At 51.5% G+C, this 15,806-nt stretch carries 16 protein-coding genes; 10 read left to right on the forward strand and 6 right to left on the reverse strand.

Going from position 1 to position 15,806, the window contains the following annotated elements; all coding sequences use genetic code 11:
* Positions 1 to 9: 9 nt before the first annotated feature.
* The 3 genes from ydiK to ACZ520_RS07590 form a co-directional block, all read right to left on the reverse strand.
* Entirely contained in the window at positions 10 to 1,125 is a 1,116-nt protein-coding gene (gene ydiK / locus ACZ520_RS07580; protein ID WP_464127876.1) for an AI-2E family transporter YdiK, read from the reverse strand.
* A 75-nt stretch (positions 1,126 to 1,200) separates the two neighbouring features.
* Entirely contained in the window at positions 1,201 to 2,367 is a 1,167-nt protein-coding gene (locus ACZ520_RS07585) for a C1 family peptidase (RefSeq protein WP_417869530.1), read from the reverse strand.
* Between the two features lie 86 nt (positions 2,368 to 2,453).
* Positions 2,454 to 2,972 carry a hypothetical protein gene (locus ACZ520_RS07590; RefSeq protein ID WP_011164127.1) on the reverse strand — a complete coding sequence of 173 codons (519 nt, stop codon included), beginning with the start codon at positions 2,970 to 2,972 and terminating at the stop codon, positions 2,454 to 2,456.
* 76 nt (positions 2,973 to 3,048) lie between these two features.
* Between ACZ520_RS07590 and ACZ520_RS07595 the strand changes: the two genes are divergently transcribed.
* Entirely contained in the window at positions 3,049 to 5,376 is a 2,328-nt protein-coding gene (locus tag ACZ520_RS07595) for a fatty acid cis/trans isomerase (RefSeq protein ID WP_464127877.1), read from the forward strand.
* Here ACZ520_RS07595 and ACZ520_RS07600 read toward each other — a convergent pair.
* Positions 5,361 to 5,954: a histidine phosphatase family protein gene (locus ACZ520_RS07600; RefSeq protein ID WP_416481141.1), complete on the reverse strand. Its 594-nt coding sequence runs from the start codon at positions 5,952 to 5,954 to the stop codon at positions 5,361 to 5,363. The two genes, ACZ520_RS07595 and ACZ520_RS07600, sit on opposite strands and share 16 nt — an antisense overlap.
* A gap of 54 nt (positions 5,955 to 6,008) precedes the next feature.
* Between ACZ520_RS07600 and ACZ520_RS07605 the strand changes: the two genes are divergently transcribed.
* Positions 6,009 to 6,725, forward strand: a complete 717-nt coding sequence (locus ACZ520_RS07605) for an EI24 domain-containing protein (protein ID WP_464127878.1) — start codon at positions 6,009 to 6,011, stop codon at positions 6,723 to 6,725.
* A gap of 54 nt (positions 6,726 to 6,779) precedes the next feature.
* Entirely contained in the window at positions 6,780 to 7,229 is a 450-nt protein-coding gene (locus ACZ520_RS07610) for a Fur family transcriptional regulator (RefSeq protein WP_374032707.1), read from the forward strand.
* Here ACZ520_RS07610 and ACZ520_RS07615 read toward each other — a convergent pair.
* The gene (locus ACZ520_RS07615; protein ID WP_374032708.1) at positions 7,223 to 8,752 is read right to left on the reverse strand and encodes a PAS domain-containing sensor histidine kinase; all 1,530 of its coding nucleotides are present in this window, start codon (positions 8,750 to 8,752) and stop codon (positions 7,223 to 7,225) included. The genes ACZ520_RS07610 and ACZ520_RS07615 overlap by 7 nt on opposite strands.
* A gap of 123 nt (positions 8,753 to 8,875) precedes the next feature.
* Between ACZ520_RS07615 and ACZ520_RS07620 the strand changes: the two genes are divergently transcribed.
* The 4 genes from ACZ520_RS07620 to pstB all read left to right on the forward strand — a co-directional run bounded on the left by ACZ520_RS07620 (position 8,876) and on the right by pstB (position 12,514).
* Entirely contained in the window at positions 8,876 to 9,877 is a 1,002-nt protein-coding gene (locus ACZ520_RS07620; RefSeq protein WP_416481143.1) for a PstS family phosphate ABC transporter substrate-binding protein, read from the forward strand.
* Between the two features lie 72 nt (positions 9,878 to 9,949).
* The gene (gene pstC, locus ACZ520_RS07625; RefSeq protein ID WP_374035563.1) at positions 9,950 to 10,825 is read left to right on the forward strand and encodes a phosphate ABC transporter permease subunit PstC; all 876 of its coding nucleotides are present in this window, start codon (positions 9,950 to 9,952) and stop codon (positions 10,823 to 10,825) included.
* A complete protein-coding gene (gene pstA / locus ACZ520_RS07630) occupies positions 10,826 to 11,743 on the forward strand; it encodes a phosphate ABC transporter permease PstA (RefSeq protein WP_416481144.1) in 918 nt (305 codons plus the stop codon).
* A gap of 3 nt (positions 11,744 to 11,746) precedes the next feature.
* Complete coding sequence (pstB, locus tag ACZ520_RS07635) at positions 11,747 to 12,514, forward strand: phosphate ABC transporter ATP-binding protein PstB (protein WP_011164136.1); 768 nt, start codon at positions 11,747 to 11,749, stop codon at positions 12,512 to 12,514.
* Positions 12,515 to 12,561: 47 nt separating this feature from the next.
* Here pstB and ACZ520_RS07640 read toward each other — a convergent pair whose 3' ends face one another.
* Positions 12,562 to 13,512 (reverse strand): hypothetical protein, encoded by a 951-nt coding sequence (locus tag ACZ520_RS07640; protein WP_374032710.1) that lies wholly within the window; start codon positions 13,510 to 13,512, stop codon positions 12,562 to 12,564.
* Positions 13,513 to 13,663: 151 nt separating this feature from the next.
* Between ACZ520_RS07640 and ACZ520_RS07645 the strand changes: the two genes are divergently transcribed.
* From ACZ520_RS07645 to ACZ520_RS07655, 3 genes are read left to right on the forward strand one after another with little or no spacing between them, the layout of a single operon-like run.
* Positions 13,664 to 14,404 (forward strand): hypothetical protein, encoded by a 741-nt coding sequence (locus tag ACZ520_RS07645; protein ID WP_416481145.1) that lies wholly within the window; start codon positions 13,664 to 13,666, stop codon positions 14,402 to 14,404.
* A gap of 56 nt (positions 14,405 to 14,460) precedes the next feature.
* Complete coding sequence (locus tag ACZ520_RS07650; protein WP_088565484.1) at positions 14,461 to 14,775, forward strand: GNAT family N-acetyltransferase; 315 nt, start codon at positions 14,461 to 14,463, stop codon at positions 14,773 to 14,775.
* A 3-nt stretch (positions 14,776 to 14,778) separates the two neighbouring features.
* Entirely contained in the window at positions 14,779 to 15,804 is a 1,026-nt protein-coding gene (locus ACZ520_RS07655; RefSeq protein WP_464127879.1) for an NAD-dependent epimerase/dehydratase family protein, read from the forward strand.
* Positions 15,805 to 15,806: the final 2 nt, after the last annotated feature.

Consider the following 15,806-nt stretch of genomic DNA (forward strand, 5'->3'; position numbering starts at 1 on the left):
TGTTGGGGATCAGTGACTGATCTCCGGCGGCGGAGTGGGCTCTGCAGGTTTGTCGATGACCCGCTTAAATACGGTGGGTTCGGGGTCTTCTGTCACCCACGCACTTAAAAGTCGCAGAGTGACGGCTAAGATGACCGGCCCAATGAAAAGTCCGACGATACCAAATGAAATCATTCCACCTAAAACGCCTACGGTGATCACCACGGCGGGCAGGTCGGCTCCGCGCTTGATCAGGATAGGGCGGACAAATCCATCCATCAATCCCACGGCGACAGCCCATCCTAAAAGAATTGTTCCAGCCGTGTTGTGATCCTGGGAATAGAGCCAGGCCACAGCCCCCAGCAGAGGCAAGAGCGGGCCCAGTTGTATCACGCAAAAAATCAGGATGACTGCCGTTAGCAGTCCTGCTTTGGGAACCCCGGCAAGCCAGGCTCCTAAACCGCCAAGAGCGGTCTGAATAAGGGCGGTGCCGATAATACCCATGGCCACCGCCTTCACAGATTGCGCGGCCAGGGTCAGCGCTTCTTCGCCGCGAATTCCGGCCAGCCTGCGGGTGAACGTGCGGCAGGATTGAGCGATTTTTTCTCCGTTGGAGTAAAATATCGATGCGACGATGATCGTCAGAATGCAATGAACCACCAGCATGGTGATGCTGCCCACGCTGCCGACAATCCATTCGAAGGCCTGATGGATGTAGGGGCGGGCTTTTTCGATCAGATCCTGAGGCGCGGTGGCGGCCAGTTCGTTCCATCGGGCGGCAAGGCGGGCCCCGCCCAAGGGCAGATTTTCAATCCATGCCGGAGCCGGGGGCAGTTGGGTGTTGGCCAGATCCTGCAGGCCCGAAACAATCACATGTCGGTTGGTGATAAGCGAAAACAGCGCTGCCGTCAGAGGAATGATCACGATGGCGGTCATCAGCAGTGCCATGGTCAGGACCGCAGGAAAACGTTTGTTGTTAAATTTGCCCTGCAGCTTTAGCAGTGTCGACCAGGTCGCAATAACAATCATCGCCGCCCAGATCATCGCGGGCAGAAAAGGCAGCAGCACCCACAGGGAAATCGCCGCCAATAGCCCCATAAAAAGAACGCTTAAAAGTGTCTTGGTCAGATCGGTTGTTGGTGTCATGGCGGATCCTCCTGGATTCCTTCATGGCAACCTTGAAGGTCAGGAAAATCAAATATCACCGCCGGGTTTGGCATATTACATTTGGATATTTGTTAGAACCGCTTCCGGGACAGTGATGGACTTTGCAAAAGCGCGGAAGTAATCGTCATACATGTGGTAGTGACCTTCATCACCTTTGTTGAGGCCCCAGCTGTTGCGAATCTTCCATTTGACCACGCGGCCGGTGCGGGGATCCAGTTCGTAGCCCACGATCTGCACAGCATGGCCGCCGCTGTTTGTGTCAAAGGCCTCGCGCATCTGGCGAGTGGCGGGGCGGGCGTAAGGCGGTATGTGGAAGGCCCGAATGGACATGATCCCTGTGGTCGCATCCACGTACTCGGCGTGATGGTCGTAGGATAGGTACACGGATTGGCCGTTATCCAAAAGCTCCCGTGCGGTGCTTTCAACCAGGTCGACAGAGGTTGTCAGCTTGTCGCCTTGTTTGGTGCTGGTGAACTCGGTGGCGGCCTTGCGGTTGTTGTTGATCACCATCTGCAGCATCGGACCTTCAAAGGACTCGAAGTAGGCTTTGGCAAATTCTTTCGGTGTCCAGGTTTTTCCCTGGAATTCAAATCGTGCCGGCATTTCTCCCACCATTTGGCGGAACAGGTCTTTGATTTGATTTCGTCCCTGCTGAAGGACAGCATCACGAGCCGGGCCTTCCGCGGTTTTTTCGGCCTGCCACTGGGTGCGCACCAGAATGTTTTCAATGAACTCAGACATTTTTTTTGCTTGTGGGTTCAGCATGAAATCTGATTTTGGTTTCCATGCGCCTTCCGGCATCAGGCCGTACTCCAGAATGCTTTCCCGGGAAAACAGCGGACCCGCCCCCAGTTTGACGTCGACTTCTTTCGAGGACTTTTCCAGTCGCTGCAGACTGCGCTCCAGCCAGTGGCGGGCGCTGAGGTATTCGTTGGAAAGGGTCAAAGTCTGTCCGGTTTTTTGTTCATAGCTTCTTTCAAGGTGTGACATCCAGGAATGCAGGTGGCAGGTGCCCAGGTTGCACTGGTTTTTGATGGCAGTGCTTTGTTTCAGATCCACGGTGTAGCGGGTGTGGTGTTTGAAGTCTTTGCGTAAGCTGCCCCAGAGGATTTCTGCCGGTGCCTGTATTTGGAAGACTTCGGCGCACAAAGGGGCACCGCCAGCCAGAACAGGCAGGCTCCATAAGCTGAAAACAAATAACAGCGACAAGAGGAACTTCATGTGGCTTAAGGGTGCAAGGCACAAGCCAAAAAAAAGGCGTCTCAAAGTGAGACGCCTTGGGAATTCAAAGCCTTAGTGGTGAGCCACTAGTGACGGATCATTTCCGGGGCTGTTTCGTTCGCCAGATCGTTCAGGCAGTCCACGAAGAACTTGCACACGATGAACAGGTGAACCTGCTCATTGGCTTCCAAAGCCGGCTCCAGTTCAGGAGACATGAACAGCTCTTCGATGATGTAGTTCAGAATTTCAGGCTGGCCTGCTTGTGCAGCTTTGTCCTGAAGATCTGCGATCATGTCGTCATTGATTTGCAGATACTTTTCAAATTCAGCTTCATTCTTTTCAAAGCGTTCAATAACTTCATCTTCGTTCATTGCGCGAAGATTCTGATACTGCTCTTCAAAAGAACGGTTCAGGATCAATGCCATCATAAAGCCCAGATCCTGAGCGCCTTCGCTCATGTCCTCGATGAACTCCATAAAGAAGCCCGCAAGATCCGGTTGAACTTCAAAAAGGTGCTGGGACGCCTTTTCCAGGTCGCTTTCTTCCGTGATGCTGCAGATTTTATCGATGGAATTTTGCACTGTCTGGAACGGAATTTTTTGCATAGGCGACCTCGTCTTTATCTTTCCTTTAATCAAGAAAGAGTTTTATATTTGCAGAATACACAGGGAGTCCCATTTTATGCAATTCATTCTGATGCTTGTAGTTTGTTTTTCGGCCATGGCCGGCAGAGCGCAGGCGCCATCTGGCGCCGTAGCTGAAGCAACTCTTTACTCCCGCAAGATCCAACCGCTTTTTGACAATCGCTGTCTGGCCTGCCATAGCTGTTTTAATGCTCCCTGCCAGTTGAATTTGCAGAACTTTGAGGGTTTCCAGAGGGGCGCGAACAAATTAAACGTCTATGACGGCACTCGCCTGAAAAGTGTTGAGCCCTCACGTATTTGGATCGATGCCCATGCGGATGAATGGCGGAAACGTGGTTTTTATGAGGTCAGCACCAGCAAAGATCCTGACCAAAATCTGTTTTTCCAGATGACTCAGCTACGCGCCACAGCGAAAAATGCGAAAGTCACGAAACAGGTTTCTGAGTCTCAGGTGTGCGCGCAGACCATGACGGACTATCAGCAGTTGGCTAAAAAATCGCCGGAACTGGGGATGCCTTACGGGTTTCCAGCCCTCAATGCCACAGAGCTTGCCACCCTCAAGGACTGGGTGAAGGCGGGGACCCCGGGGCCGGATGCCGAAGAACTAAGACGTCAGAACACACCCTCTGTTGAATTGCAAAAACAGGTGCGTGAATGGGAGGATTTCCTGAATCAGGAAAATTTTCGCCAGAAGCTGGTCAGTCGCTATCTTTACGAGCATCTTTTCCTGGCACACATTCATTTCCCGGAAAAGTCAGAGGAATTTTTCAGACTGGTGCGTTCAAAACAGGCCTGCACGCTGGGCGTTCAGGAGATCGCCACCCGTCGTCCCAATGATAATCCCGGCGCGACAAAGTTCTGGTACTGCCTGAAAAAGTTCCCCGGCACGGTGGTGAAAAAGACCCATATCCCGTATCAATGGAGCCCGGCCAAACTAGAGCGTTACAAAGAGCTGTTCCTGGCGGAATCCTGGAAGGTGTCTTCATTGCCAAGCTACGAACCGGGTGTGGCGGAAAATCCTTTCGTGGCGTTCAAAGACATTCCGGTGAAAGCCCGTTATCAGTTCCTGCTGGACGATGCTCAATATCAGGTGAGCACCTTTATCAAAGGCCCGGTTTGCAACGGCAGCATGGCGGTGAACTCCATTCAAGAGCAGTTCTATGTGTTCTTCCTGAATCCGTCGTCAGACAACATGGTGTTGTCGCAGAAATATGCTGACAAAGCGGCAGGTCTTTTGATGATGCCGGGGGTGTGGGGCAGTGATGTCGATGTGAAAGAGACACCGTTGTTCTACAAAAAACTGGTCGACCATCGCGAGAACTATCGCAAGCTTCGCACTGAAGAACTGGCGAAGCTTCGTCCGCAAGGCTACACGCTGAAAGATGTCTGGGACGGGACGGGTTCGAATCCGAACGCCACGCTGACGGTGTTTCGCCATGATGACAACGCAGTGGTGATGAAAGGGGCGGTGGGGGATCTTTCCAAGACCGTCTTTATGCTGGATTACCCGCTGTTTGAACGCCTGGTGTACAACCTGGTTGTGAACTTTGATGTCTTTGGCAATGTGTCTCACCAGTTGCTGACCCGGGTTTACATGGACATGATTCGCATGGAGGCAGAAGAACTGTTCCTGGCCTTCCTGCCTTCCGAAGAGCGTCTGAGCTATCGTCGCGCATGGTACCGCGGTTTGTTGGCGCAGGCAAAAATGGCGTATCTTTTCCCGACGGTGGGGTCCGCGGAGCCGACGGGTGTAAAATTCAACGAAGACAATCACACTAAAAAGCAGTTTGTGCAAAAGGTCCTGTTCTTCCATCAGAACGAGACCGTGCGCGGTGAGTGGGACTTTATCAATTGGAAGAATCTGGAAGTTCCCGACAGCATGCAGGCGCAATGGAAAGTTCAGGGGCTGAACAAGGAGCTTCGCAAGATCGCGGCGGTGAAAGCGGAGGCTTCTTCGCCGTTTTCCCAGTTCTTCCCGGATCTGGCTCTTCTTAATGTTAAGACCGCCAAGGGTTTGAAAATATACTCACTCATTCACAATAAAGAGCACGAAAACATTTCCTGGATTCTGGGAGAGTCTTTGCGCATGGATCCGAAGAACGACACTCTGACGGTGCGGGAAGGCGTGTGGGGTTCTTATCCAAACATGATCTTTAACGTGAAGGAAAATGAACTGCCAGCCTTTGTGATTCAGGTGCGCGGAATGAAGTCTGCGGCTGATTATCAGAACCTGGTCAGTCGCTACGGCCTTCGTCGCAGCAATGCCAAGTTCTGGTCTTTCTATGATGATATGCACATCACCATGAAAAAATCAGACCCGGTTAACTTCGGTTATCTGGATCTGACCCGCTATGAATTGAAATAAAACTCTTTGCTTTCAGAGTCCCATTCCACCGTGTAAACCACGCAGTTCGGAGTGGGCAGGCTTTCGGTGATGTCCGGTCGCAAAGAGTGCAGGAACCGGCGCATCGCCAGGCCATGCGTGCAAAGGCCAATGCTGTCAAAGTCATGCTGCTCGCACAGGGCCGTCAAGGCAGCGGAAAAACGCTCTACCGTGGCCCAGGTGTTTTCGGCATCCGGGAATGCAAAATCAAAATGCTTGCGATCGACCGACACCCATTTTTCCCACGCGTGAGGTCCGTACTCTTGCGCTACCGCTTCACGGGTCATGCCTTCAATTTTCCCCATGTTCACTTCACGGAAGCCCGGTTGCAGCAGCATCGGCTTTGCCAGATGATGATTGGCAATGTGGGCGGTTTGCTGAGCGCGCTGTAAATCACTGCTGACAAAGAATTCAACCGGGTTGTCACGGAAAAATGATTGCAGACTCAGGGCCTGCTGGCGGCCTTCTTCGTTCAGAGGAATATCTGTGTGTCCCTGCAGGCGAAGCTGCGAGTTCCAGTCGGTGAGTCCATGACGGAAAAGATGGATGGTTTTTCGCATAGTGGCTCTATTGAAGCACTTGCCAGTGGCATCGGAAAGAGAAAAAATCAGAATATGAAAAACATTTTTCGCGCTCTGAAACAGGCTTTTGAATCTCTCTTGCGACTGCGGATGTTTCTTTTGATTCTGGGGCCTCCGGTGGCCACTGTCTTCGTGCTGTTGGTACTTTTTATTGTTTACTGGAGTGCGTGGACTGTGGGGATTGCCGGCGTCATCGGCAATTTGTGGGGCTTTCAGTGGGTGCAGCAGGTCACCGGCCTGACCGAGTTGTCGCTGTGGCTGGCGATGCTGTTTTTGGTGATGGTTTTTATTCCGTTGGCCTACGTGATTTCGGTTTTGATTGTGTCGGTGTTTGTGATGCCGATCGTGCTGAAATGGGTCGGGGATCAGGACTTCCGCAACCTTGAAAAGCGCCGTGGCGGAACCATCGCGGGCAGTGTTTGGAACACGGTGAAAGCCACGATCTTGTTTGTCGGGGCCTTTATGGTGACTTTGCCGTTGTGGCTGATTCCGGGCTGCCAGTTGGTGGTGCCTCTGGTGTTGACGGCGTGGCTGAATAAGAAGGTCTTTTTGTACGACGTTCTTCAGGATTATGCCTCCAAAGACGAGCGTAAAAGCATCGAAGCTGAAGAGTCCGGCTCCCTGTACCTGATGGGGCTTTTATTAGGACTCCTCTCATATATTCCCCTGGCTTTCTTCTTCGTCCCCATTATATCGGCTTTGAGCTACACCTATTACGGCTTAAACGCCCTGAAAGAGCGCCGAAAGTGAATTTTCCTGCCCGGAAAGTGGATTTTGGGCCGCATTTGGTGTATCTCCTAGGGTATGACCAAGTGCAGCCATGATCGGAAGAATATTGATATCGACTCTCTGAACGAGAGAGTGCGCAAAGCGGGGATGAAACTGACCCAGCAGCGCAGTCAATTGCTGAAGATCCTTTTGCATCATCCAGAGCCTATTTCCGCTGACGAGATCTTTAAAAAGATCGACGATAAATCCGATGGCATGGATCTGGTGACCATCTATCGTATCCTGAAAAAGTTCGAAGAAGCGGGACTTGTTTCCCGTTTGGAATTTGGCGATGGCGTGGCGCGCTTTGAGCTGACGCTGGAATCCGGTCACCATCACCATCACGTAATCTGCCGCCACTGTCAGCGGGTCGAGCCTTTGCATATCTGCGATCTGGATCAGCACATCAAAATGGTCGAAGCGATGGGGTACAAACAAGTGGCCCACCGCCTGGATTTCTTTGGTGTGTGCTCGCGCTGTCAATAGCTGAGAGCTTCTTCTTCCTGCCAGCGCGGCAGACGAATTACAAAAGTCGTGTTCGGGGCCTGGCGGTCCAAAATAAGTTCCCCCTTGTGACTCTTCACAATCCCTGCCGAAATACTTAAACCCAGGCCTGTGCCTTTGCCGACTTCCTTGGTTGTAAAGAAGGGCAGCATGATCTGTTCTGCGATGGCTTCCGGAATTCCGTTGCCTGAATCAATCACTCGGATTTCGATGCTGTCGACTTGCTCTGTCACCTTGATGCGAATCCATTTATCCTGCAAATCGCTGATGGCATCAAAGGAATTATTCAGCAGATTCAGCAGCACCTGTTCAAGCTGAATCAGGCGGCATTCCACTTCCAGTTCCGGATCGATTTCACCGACTTCGACTTCAACGCCGTGGTTGTAAAACCGCGTGCGGCAGAATTCCAAAGTTTCTTCGATGATTTGTTTTAAGGGGACCACTTCAAACGGATCGTAAGTTCCTTCCCGTGCAAACGAGCGCAGGGACTTGATGATGCGGGCAATTTTGTCAGCGGTGCGGCTGATGCTTTCTGCGGCCTGTTTGATTTTTGCGGGGTCCATTTTGCCGGCATCCACCATCTGCTGCAACTGAAAGGCGCGGGCCTGGATGACGGTCAGGGGATTGTTAATCTCGTGTGCGATACCGCCGGACATTTCCCCCAAGGCGGCCATTTTGGTGGAGGAAATCAGCTTGGCTTTGGCTTCAGCCATTTCCCGCTCGGTCTGGAATTCTTCGGTGGAATCCCAAGCCACACCGTACATGCGCGGGCTTCCGGTGTTGGTCATGAACTTGCCATAACACTTGATATGATGAATCTGCTGATTGGAATGGGTCACCCGGTAAGTGACATAGAAATCCTGGCGGTTTTCAACGGCTTCCTGAATGCGGCGATTGACGCTTTCCATGTCTTCGCGAATGGCGCGTTTCCAGACTTCATCCAGCGGGTTTAAGCCCGGCAGCACCGGCACGTCATGCATCTCATACATTTTCGTGTCCCACTGCAGGCGGTTTTTTTCGATATCCCACTCCCAGGTTCCCATATTGGCGGCCGACAGGGACAGGTTCATTTTTTCGATGGTTTTTTTCAGGGTTTCTTCATAGCTCTTGCGGTCATCCACATCGGTGGCGATGCCTAAAATAGTGGCGACGTTGCCATCAGCATCCCGGGAAAACGGCGTGATGCGATCGTTGATCCAATGGTACTGGCCGTTGTGATCTTTGAAGCGGTATTCAATGGAAATAACCTCGCCCTCTTTCAAAGTGCGGGACTTTTCGATGGCGGCATTCAAAACCGGAATGTCGTCCGGATGCATGGATCTTGCGTAGTATTCCGGGCCCAGGGCGCGAAGCTCAGCCAGAGTGTAACCGTACAGATCCTTCACCCGGTCGTTGAACCACACCATATTGACCTCGTTCAGGTCGAAGATATAGACGCTGTTGGGGATCGTTTTATTGATCTTCTCGAGCAGAGTATTTTGGTCTTTCAGAAGGTCTGTAATCATAGATTTATTTAGTCTATCCTAGGTTTTGGTAACGCGAAACGGCTAAAATCATAATAAAACCTTAACAATACAGCGCAATATCATAGTGCTAGAGTTTGTCCCATAAATCCATAGGGAGATTTTATGTTGACCAACTTTGTAGTGTCTTTGTCTGTTGTTATGGGTGCGGCTTTGGCGCACGCACAAGCTCCAGTAATCAAAATCGATGGTTCCTCCACCGTGTTCCCAATCACCGAAGCGATGGCGGAAGAGTTCCAAACCTCCCAGCGTGGCAAAGTGCGCGTGACCGTGGGTATCTCGGGAACAGGCGGCGGCTTCAAAAAGTTCTGCCGTGGTGAAACAGACGTTCAAAATGCGTCCCGTCCAATTCAAGCCTCTGAAATCGAAGCTTGCCGTAAAGCGGGTATCAAGTTCCTGGAACTGCCAATCGCTTATGACGCTACTGCTGTGGTGGTAAACCCTAAGAACACGTGGTTGAAGTCCATCACCGTGGCGGAACTTAAAAAAATGTGGGAACCGGGCGCTCAAGGTAAAATCAACACCTGGGCTGACGTAAACCCAGCTTGGCCAAAAGAAAAGCTGAAGCTTTACGGCGCTGGTTCTGACTCCGGCACCTTTGACTACTTCACTGAAGCGGTTGTTGGTAAATCCAAGTCTTCCCGCGGTGACTATACAGCGTCTGAAGATGACAACACCCTGGTAACCGGTGTTTCCAACGATCTTTACGCTTTGGGCTATGTTCCACTGGCGTACTATGAAGAGAACAAAGGTAAGCTGAAAGTCGTAGCCATCGTGGGTGGCGACAAAGCGCCTAAGAAAAACGAAGCGGTGCTTCCAGCGCGTGAAACTGTTGAGAACGGTTCTTACTTCCCATTGTCTCGTCCGATCTTCATCTACGTCAGCGAAAAGTCCATGGCGAAAGCCGAAGTGAAAGAGTTCGTGAACTTCTATATCAGCAAGTCCTTCGAAATCGTTCCTCAGGTGAAATACGTTCCACTTCCAGCCAAGGCTTATGACATGGTTAAAGAGCACGTTAAAAAGAATAAGCTTGGAACCGTCTTTGGCGGCCACTCTGAAGTGGGTTTGAAAATTGAAGAGTTGATGAAACGTGAAGGTTCGTTGTAGTTTAGCCACGTGAGTAAAAGCCAACTTAGAAAACTTTCTGAATTCACATCCGCCGACCACCCGGTCCGGCGGATGCGTCGTTTAAGGGAGCGAGCCATCGAAACGGTTCTGTTCCTGGCGGCGGCTTCCTCGGTTCTGGTCACCATCGGCATTGTCGGTATTCTGGTGACGGAAAGCATGCCGTTCTTTGCACATGTTTCCCTGAAGGACTTTTTAACCGACACGCAGTGGACTCCGCTTTTTGAAAATGCCCGCTATGGCATTTTGCCTCTGCTCAGTGGAACTTTGCTTTCCACGGTGATCGCCTTGTCGGTGGCAATTCCACTGGGGACGGTGGCAGCGGCATTCTTAAGTGAGTACGTTCGTCCTTCGGCGCGCGAAATTTTAAAACCTATCCTCGAGCTTCTCGCCGCTGTACCGACTGTCGTGTACGGTTATTTTGCATTGTTATTTGTGACACCTCTTTTGCAAAAGATTATTCCTAATCTTGGTGGGTTCAATGTCCTGAGTGCCGGGATTGTGATCGGGGTGATGATCGTTCCTTACGTTTCAAGTCTGAGTGAAGATGCCATGCGCTCGGTGCCTAATCATCTGCGTGAGGCTTCCTTTGCGGTGGGGGCGTCGCGCATGCAGACGGCCTTCCGGGTTGTGATTCCGGCGGCGTTTTCGGGGATCACTTCTGCCTATATTCTGGGCATTTCCCGTGCTTTGGGTGAAACCATGGTTGTGGCGATCGCTGCCGGTATGCAGCCGAATTTGACCATCAACCCCACGGAACCTGCAGCGACCATCACAGCCTTTATCGTTCAAGTCAGCTTGGGGGATTTGCCTCACGGTTCGATCGGGTATCAGAGTATCTACGTGGCGGGCTTAAGTCTTTTGGTGCTGACCTTGTGTTTCAATATCGTGGGCCTGTGGCTGCGCAAAAAGTTCCAGGAGAAAGAGTAAATGGAATCACGTCAGGAACTTTTGGCGAATATCAAGCGCCGTCAGATGTGGGATTTTGCTTTTGCCCTGATGGGTTTGTTGTCTCTGCTTTTTGCTTTGGTGACTTTGTTAACCCTGATTGTGGATCTGGGAATGACCGGGGTTCCGCGTATCAATGCCGAATTCTTTGTGAACTTCCCGTCGCGCTTTGCTGAAAAAGCGGGGATCTTGTCGGCTTGGGTGGGGTCTTTCCTGATCATGCTGACCACGGCGTTTTGTGCCATTCCGTTGGGGATTGCCGCCGGGGTTTATCTGGAAGAATACTCTAAGAAAAACTGGGTTTCTCAGATCATTGAATTGAACATCATCAATCTGGCGGGGATTCCGTCGATCACTTACGGTCTGATGGCGCTGGGTCTTTTCGTTTACAAGCTGAAGCTGGGTCAGAGTATTCTGACGGCAGGTTTGACCCTGGGTTTGTTGGTTCTGCCCATCATCATCGTGACCACACGTGAGGCCATTCGTGCGATCCCGAACACCATTCGTGAGGCAAGTTATGCCATGGGGGCCAGCAAGTGGCAGACCATCCGCTATCATATTCTGCCTTATTCTTCCGGTGGTATTCTGACGGGTGTGATCATCTCGTTGTCCCGTGCGATCGGCGAGACCGCTCCGCTGATCACGATCGGTGCCTTGACGTTCATCGCCTTCTTGCCAACACCGCCGATTGACGGGCAGTTCCCTTATGTGAACTTTAACTGGCTCATGGATCCATTCACCGTGATGCCGATTCAGATGTTTAACTGGTTGTCACGACCTCAGCCGGAGTTCCATGTGAATGCGGCCGCCACGGGTGTGGTGTTGCTTGTGATGACTTTGATTATGAACGGTGGGGCGATTTACCTGCGCTCTCGTTTCCGTAAAAAGATGAAGTGGTAATTTATGCAGTTGAATTTGCGCGCTGAAGTTAAAAATCTGGTTTTCTCTTACGGTGATAAAAAGGTTCTGAACGGCATCACTTTGCCGATCTACGAAAACCGCGTGACGGCTTTGATTGGTCCTTCCGGCTGCGGCAAGACCACGTTGCTTCGTTGTTTCAACCGCATGCATGACCTTTATGCCAATGCCCAGTACCAGGGCGAGATTCTGCTTTATCCAAATCAAAGCAACATCCTGGGTAAAGACATCGACCCGATGGAAGTGCGCATGCGTATCGGGATGGTTTTCCAAAAGCCAAATCCATTCCCGAAAAGCATCTATGACAACGTCGCTTACGGTCTGACGGTTCGCGGAGTGAAAAAGAAAAGCTTCATCGAAGAACAGGTTGAAAAGTCCCTGCAGCAGGCGAGCCTTTGGAATGAAGTTAAAGACCGTTTGCATTCCTCAGCGACAGCGCTTTCCGGCGGTCAGCAGCAGCGTCTGTGCATCGCACGCGCCCTTGCGACCGAACCTGAAATCCTGCTGCTCGATGAACCAACATCCGCACTGGATCCGATTTCCACTCGTCACATCGAAGAACTGATTCAAGAGCTTCGTAAAGACGTGACCATCGCGATCGTCACCCACAGCTTGCACCAAGCAGCCCGCGTGTCTGATTTCACCGCCTTCATGTATCTGGGCGACCTGATCGAATTCGGCGCCAGCGACCAGATCTTCACGAACCCCAAGGATCAAAGAACCGAAAACTACATCACCGGCCGCTTCGGGTAAAACCGTCTAAAAGGTACCTGCTTACTTTTTCCGAAGCGTTGCGTTGTTTATTGGAAGGCGACTTTCAGGGCTAGTTTGGCGTAGTAGGCGTTTCCGATGTCGACTTGGTTGCCGGGGTTGATTTCGTAGTTTTCGGCTACGAAGAAGCGGCGGTCAAAGGCGTGGCCCACTTCGAAGTCGGCAAAGATGGACTTCGACAGAGGTGACTTGATGCCCATCAGGAATTTCTTTTCATCATAGAACAATCTGTCTTCGCGGTTTTCGCGGCCGTAAGGCAAATAAGTCACCTGGCTGAAATCCATTCCCGCATACAGTTGCGCAAAGTCGTTCAGCTTATAATAGACCGTGCTTTTGATCACCCATGGAACCAGCGTGAAGAAGGTCAGGCCAAACTTGTCGGCAAACTGCCAGTTGATGGATGCAAACGGGGCGCCCAGTACCAGATTCAATTCGCGGGACGGGTAATAGAACCACGCAAAACCCGGCAGGGGAATGTTGTTCAGGATCGGGCGGTTGTTGGAATAGTTCGCCAGTAGCAGCCAACTGCTTTTTTCATCACTCGGGTAAGAGTAAAAGGCGGTGATCCCCAAAGTGGAAACCGTCGGGTCATAGAAGGGTTTGTCGCTGGCAGAACCGTAGTTCACCATGACCGACCACATACGTTTTTCGCCGATGACTTCCGTGTAGCTTGCGCCGAATTTGATGTCGTAAAGCTCGGAATGACCGTTCTGTGCGGGGTCCACGCTCATTTGGCTGCCGGAAAAGCTTAAGCCCACGGACTGCGTTTCAGTTTTGTAAACCGGGGAGCTTAAGTCCACCAGTTGATAGCGCATGTTGGCGCGCTCTTGCGGGAACTCCGCTTTGTCATAGAAAAAGCCCAGATAGTTGAAAGTGGTGCGCTGACGGCCCGGCGGGGTCAAGCCTTGAGCCAACTCAAAGGCCATTGCAGAGGTGGAAACGCCCAAAACTGACAGAACCGTGATCAATAACTTTGTCATATCTCACAGCTTAAAACCCTCTTTGCTCGCGGACAACAGCTATTCTTTGAGGGGTTCGAAGTATTTAAATCTGACGATCTTTACATCAACTTAACTCGAGTTTTCAAAAAGACCTCGTTAGCCTTGGTTATCCCTTTCAAGTAGGTGAAGAATGAGACGTCAAAGAGGCTTGTTTGTGCTCTTGGGCCTGGTGGCTATCGGCAGTCTTGGCATCGCCGCTTTTCGCGGATTGTCGACGAACGAGACCACAAACTGTGTGCAGATTTACTTCGATGCAGAGTCGCGGGACCAATTGGCCTCGGGGAAGGTTTTTGCCGGGCAGTTGCGCGGGCTTTTGGCACCCTATGTGGGGTATTCCGTTCATACGTCAGGGATTGCTGGCTATCAAAGCGGAGAAGTGCACCGCTGTGATAAGAATATTTATGTTGGAACTCATTTTGACCATCGCGTTCCCCGGGTGTTTGTCGAAGACTTTATGAATACCAAGGGGAGCGTCGCGTGGTTTGGTTATAACATCTGGCAGGTGGGTCCGCGCCTGGAAAGCGAAATGGGTTTGCGGTTCTTAAGAATGGCGCGCCAGGAATTTACAGGTTTCTTTGATGAGGTTCTGTATGAAGGTGGTTTCTTCAAGAAAAACAGCAAAACCCTGACGGAGCAGGTGGAGCTGTTACCTTCGGACATGAGCAAGTTTTCCATGCTGGCTGAATCGCGAAATTCGATCACCCGTGAAATCGTCCCCTATATCGTGCAGTCCAAAAATCGTTTCTACGTGGCCGATGTGCCCGAGATTGAAGCCGGTCACATGAACCTGATGATGGCCGAGGTTCTGGCGCGGTTTATGGAATCCAGGGCTCAGCCTCGTGGGGTTATCGCCTTTGGGCTAGGTCATTAAAGAGGCCCTCCTGCTTTGGCATTGCCTCAGTCGGGCGGAGTCGTTAGGCTATGGGGATGACATCACTTCAGACTGATAAGTACTTTATTCGTGAAAGCATGTTCAATCTTGTTGAGCTTTCTTTGCTGGCCCGTCTTTATGAGGCGCACTGCACGCCGTCTGCATCCAGTGGGAAGATCAGCCCTGAATCCCTGGCTCAGACCCTTTTGAAAATGAAAGCGACTGAAAAGAACGGCCAACTGCGTGTGGCAATCTTTGAAACCGATCCTGTGGGCTTTTACTGGAACTATGAAGGCAAGGTTCTGGCGCACTGGGTGCATCCGGATCATCGCGGTCAGGGTGTTGAGCAAAACCTTCTTGGCGGTGCTTAAGCCGTGACTCATTTCTGGAACGGCAAAAGAGTTTTCATCACGTGCCCCACGGGTTTTCTGGGGGCGTGGTTGGTGCAAACGCTGCTGGATTCCGGGTCTCAGGTGTTTGGTTTTGGTGAGCCAGCCAGCACTTCTCCCAATCTTTTTGACCTGAAAAATCTTGGACAGAAAATCTCGATGACCTACGGGGACATGCGGGATGAGTCCGCTTTGCGCGAAGCTTTGCAGTTTGCGCAAGCCGACGTGGTTCTGCATTTGGGTGAAAGCGGTCTGATTTCAGATCTTGGCAAAAGACCTTTGGAAACCTTTGCCAAAGCGGCATTAGGGACAGCCACCCTGATGGAGCTGATGCGGGAAACAGCGTCAGTTCGTTCGTTGGTGGTGGTCAGTTCAGATAAGGTCTATGCACGGAAAAGCTCCGGAGTGGATCTGGCTGAAACAGACGCCGTGGCGCCGTCCGCGATTTTGCCGACAGCCAAGTTGTGCGCTGAGATGATTGCGCTTTCTTATCGTCAGAGTTTTTTTGCTCCTGAAAAATACAACAAGCATAAAATCGCCGTTGCCACGGCCCGCATGGGTTCTGCTATCGGCGGTGGGGATTTTACCGAGCACGCGTTGGTTCCGCAGGCCGTGCAGGCCTTCGTTGCGGGGAACAGTTTTGATTTAAAGAACCCGCAGTCCGTGCGTCCGTGGATTCATGTGCAGGATCAGGTGGCGGGGTTGATGTGTCTTGCCGAAGCCTTGTATGAGCGCGGGCCGAAGCTGGCGCCCACCTATAATTTTGCGGCGAAAGATACTAGCACAGTCGGCGAAGTTGCGCAAGCTTTGGCTGTGGCTTGGGGAGAAAATGCCCGGGTGAATTTGGGCGAGGGGTCGAAGTCCTCTTTGTCAGTTCATGCGAATTTGGATTCAAAGCTCGCTCAGAGCGATCTGAACTGGAAAGTTCAAAGAAATCTCACAGATGCTCTGAAAGAAACAATTCACTGGTATAAAGAATTTTATTCTTCAAGGACTTCTGCTACCTTGTAGGG

Source organism: Bdellovibrio sp. BIS2 (genome assembly GCF_055398295.1).

Excerpts from the sequence above, each read along its gene's own strand:
- ydiK (WP_464127876.1), bottom strand. The coding sequence starts at position 1,125 with ATGACACCAACAACCGATCTGACCAAGACACTTTTAAGCGTTCTTTTT.
- ACZ520_RS07585 (WP_417869530.1), bottom strand. The coding sequence starts at position 2,367 with ATGAAGTTCCTCTTGTCGCTGTTATTTGTTTTCAGCTTATGGAGCCTG.
- ACZ520_RS07590 (WP_011164127.1), bottom strand. The coding sequence starts at position 2,972 with ATGCAAAAAATTCCGTTCCAGACAGTGCAAAATTCCATCGATAAAATC.
- ACZ520_RS07595 (WP_464127877.1), top strand. The coding sequence starts at position 3,049 with ATGCAATTCATTCTGATGCTTGTAGTTTGTTTTTCGGCCATGGCCGGC.
- ACZ520_RS07600 (WP_416481141.1), bottom strand. The coding sequence starts at position 5,954 with ATGCGAAAAACCATCCATCTTTTCCGTCATGGACTCACCGACTGGAAC.
- ACZ520_RS07605 (WP_464127878.1), top strand. The coding sequence starts at position 6,009 with ATGAAAAACATTTTTCGCGCTCTGAAACAGGCTTTTGAATCTCTCTTG.
- ACZ520_RS07610 (WP_374032707.1), top strand. The coding sequence starts at position 6,780 with ATGACCAAGTGCAGCCATGATCGGAAGAATATTGATATCGACTCTCTG.
- ACZ520_RS07615 (WP_374032708.1), bottom strand. The coding sequence starts at position 8,752 with ATGATTACAGACCTTCTGAAAGACCAAAATACTCTGCTCGAGAAGATC.
- ACZ520_RS07620 (WP_416481143.1), top strand. The coding sequence starts at position 8,876 with ATGTTGACCAACTTTGTAGTGTCTTTGTCTGTTGTTATGGGTGCGGCT.
- pstC (WP_374035563.1), top strand. The coding sequence starts at position 9,950 with ATGCGTCGTTTAAGGGAGCGAGCCATCGAAACGGTTCTGTTCCTGGCG.
- pstA (WP_416481144.1), top strand. The coding sequence starts at position 10,826 with ATGGAATCACGTCAGGAACTTTTGGCGAATATCAAGCGCCGTCAGATG.
- pstB (WP_011164136.1), top strand. The coding sequence starts at position 11,747 with ATGCAGTTGAATTTGCGCGCTGAAGTTAAAAATCTGGTTTTCTCTTAC.
- ACZ520_RS07640 (WP_374032710.1), bottom strand. The coding sequence starts at position 13,512 with ATGACAAAGTTATTGATCACGGTTCTGTCAGTTTTGGGCGTTTCCACC.
- ACZ520_RS07645 (WP_416481145.1), top strand. The coding sequence starts at position 13,664 with ATGAGACGTCAAAGAGGCTTGTTTGTGCTCTTGGGCCTGGTGGCTATC.
- ACZ520_RS07650 (WP_088565484.1), top strand. The coding sequence starts at position 14,461 with ATGACATCACTTCAGACTGATAAGTACTTTATTCGTGAAAGCATGTTC.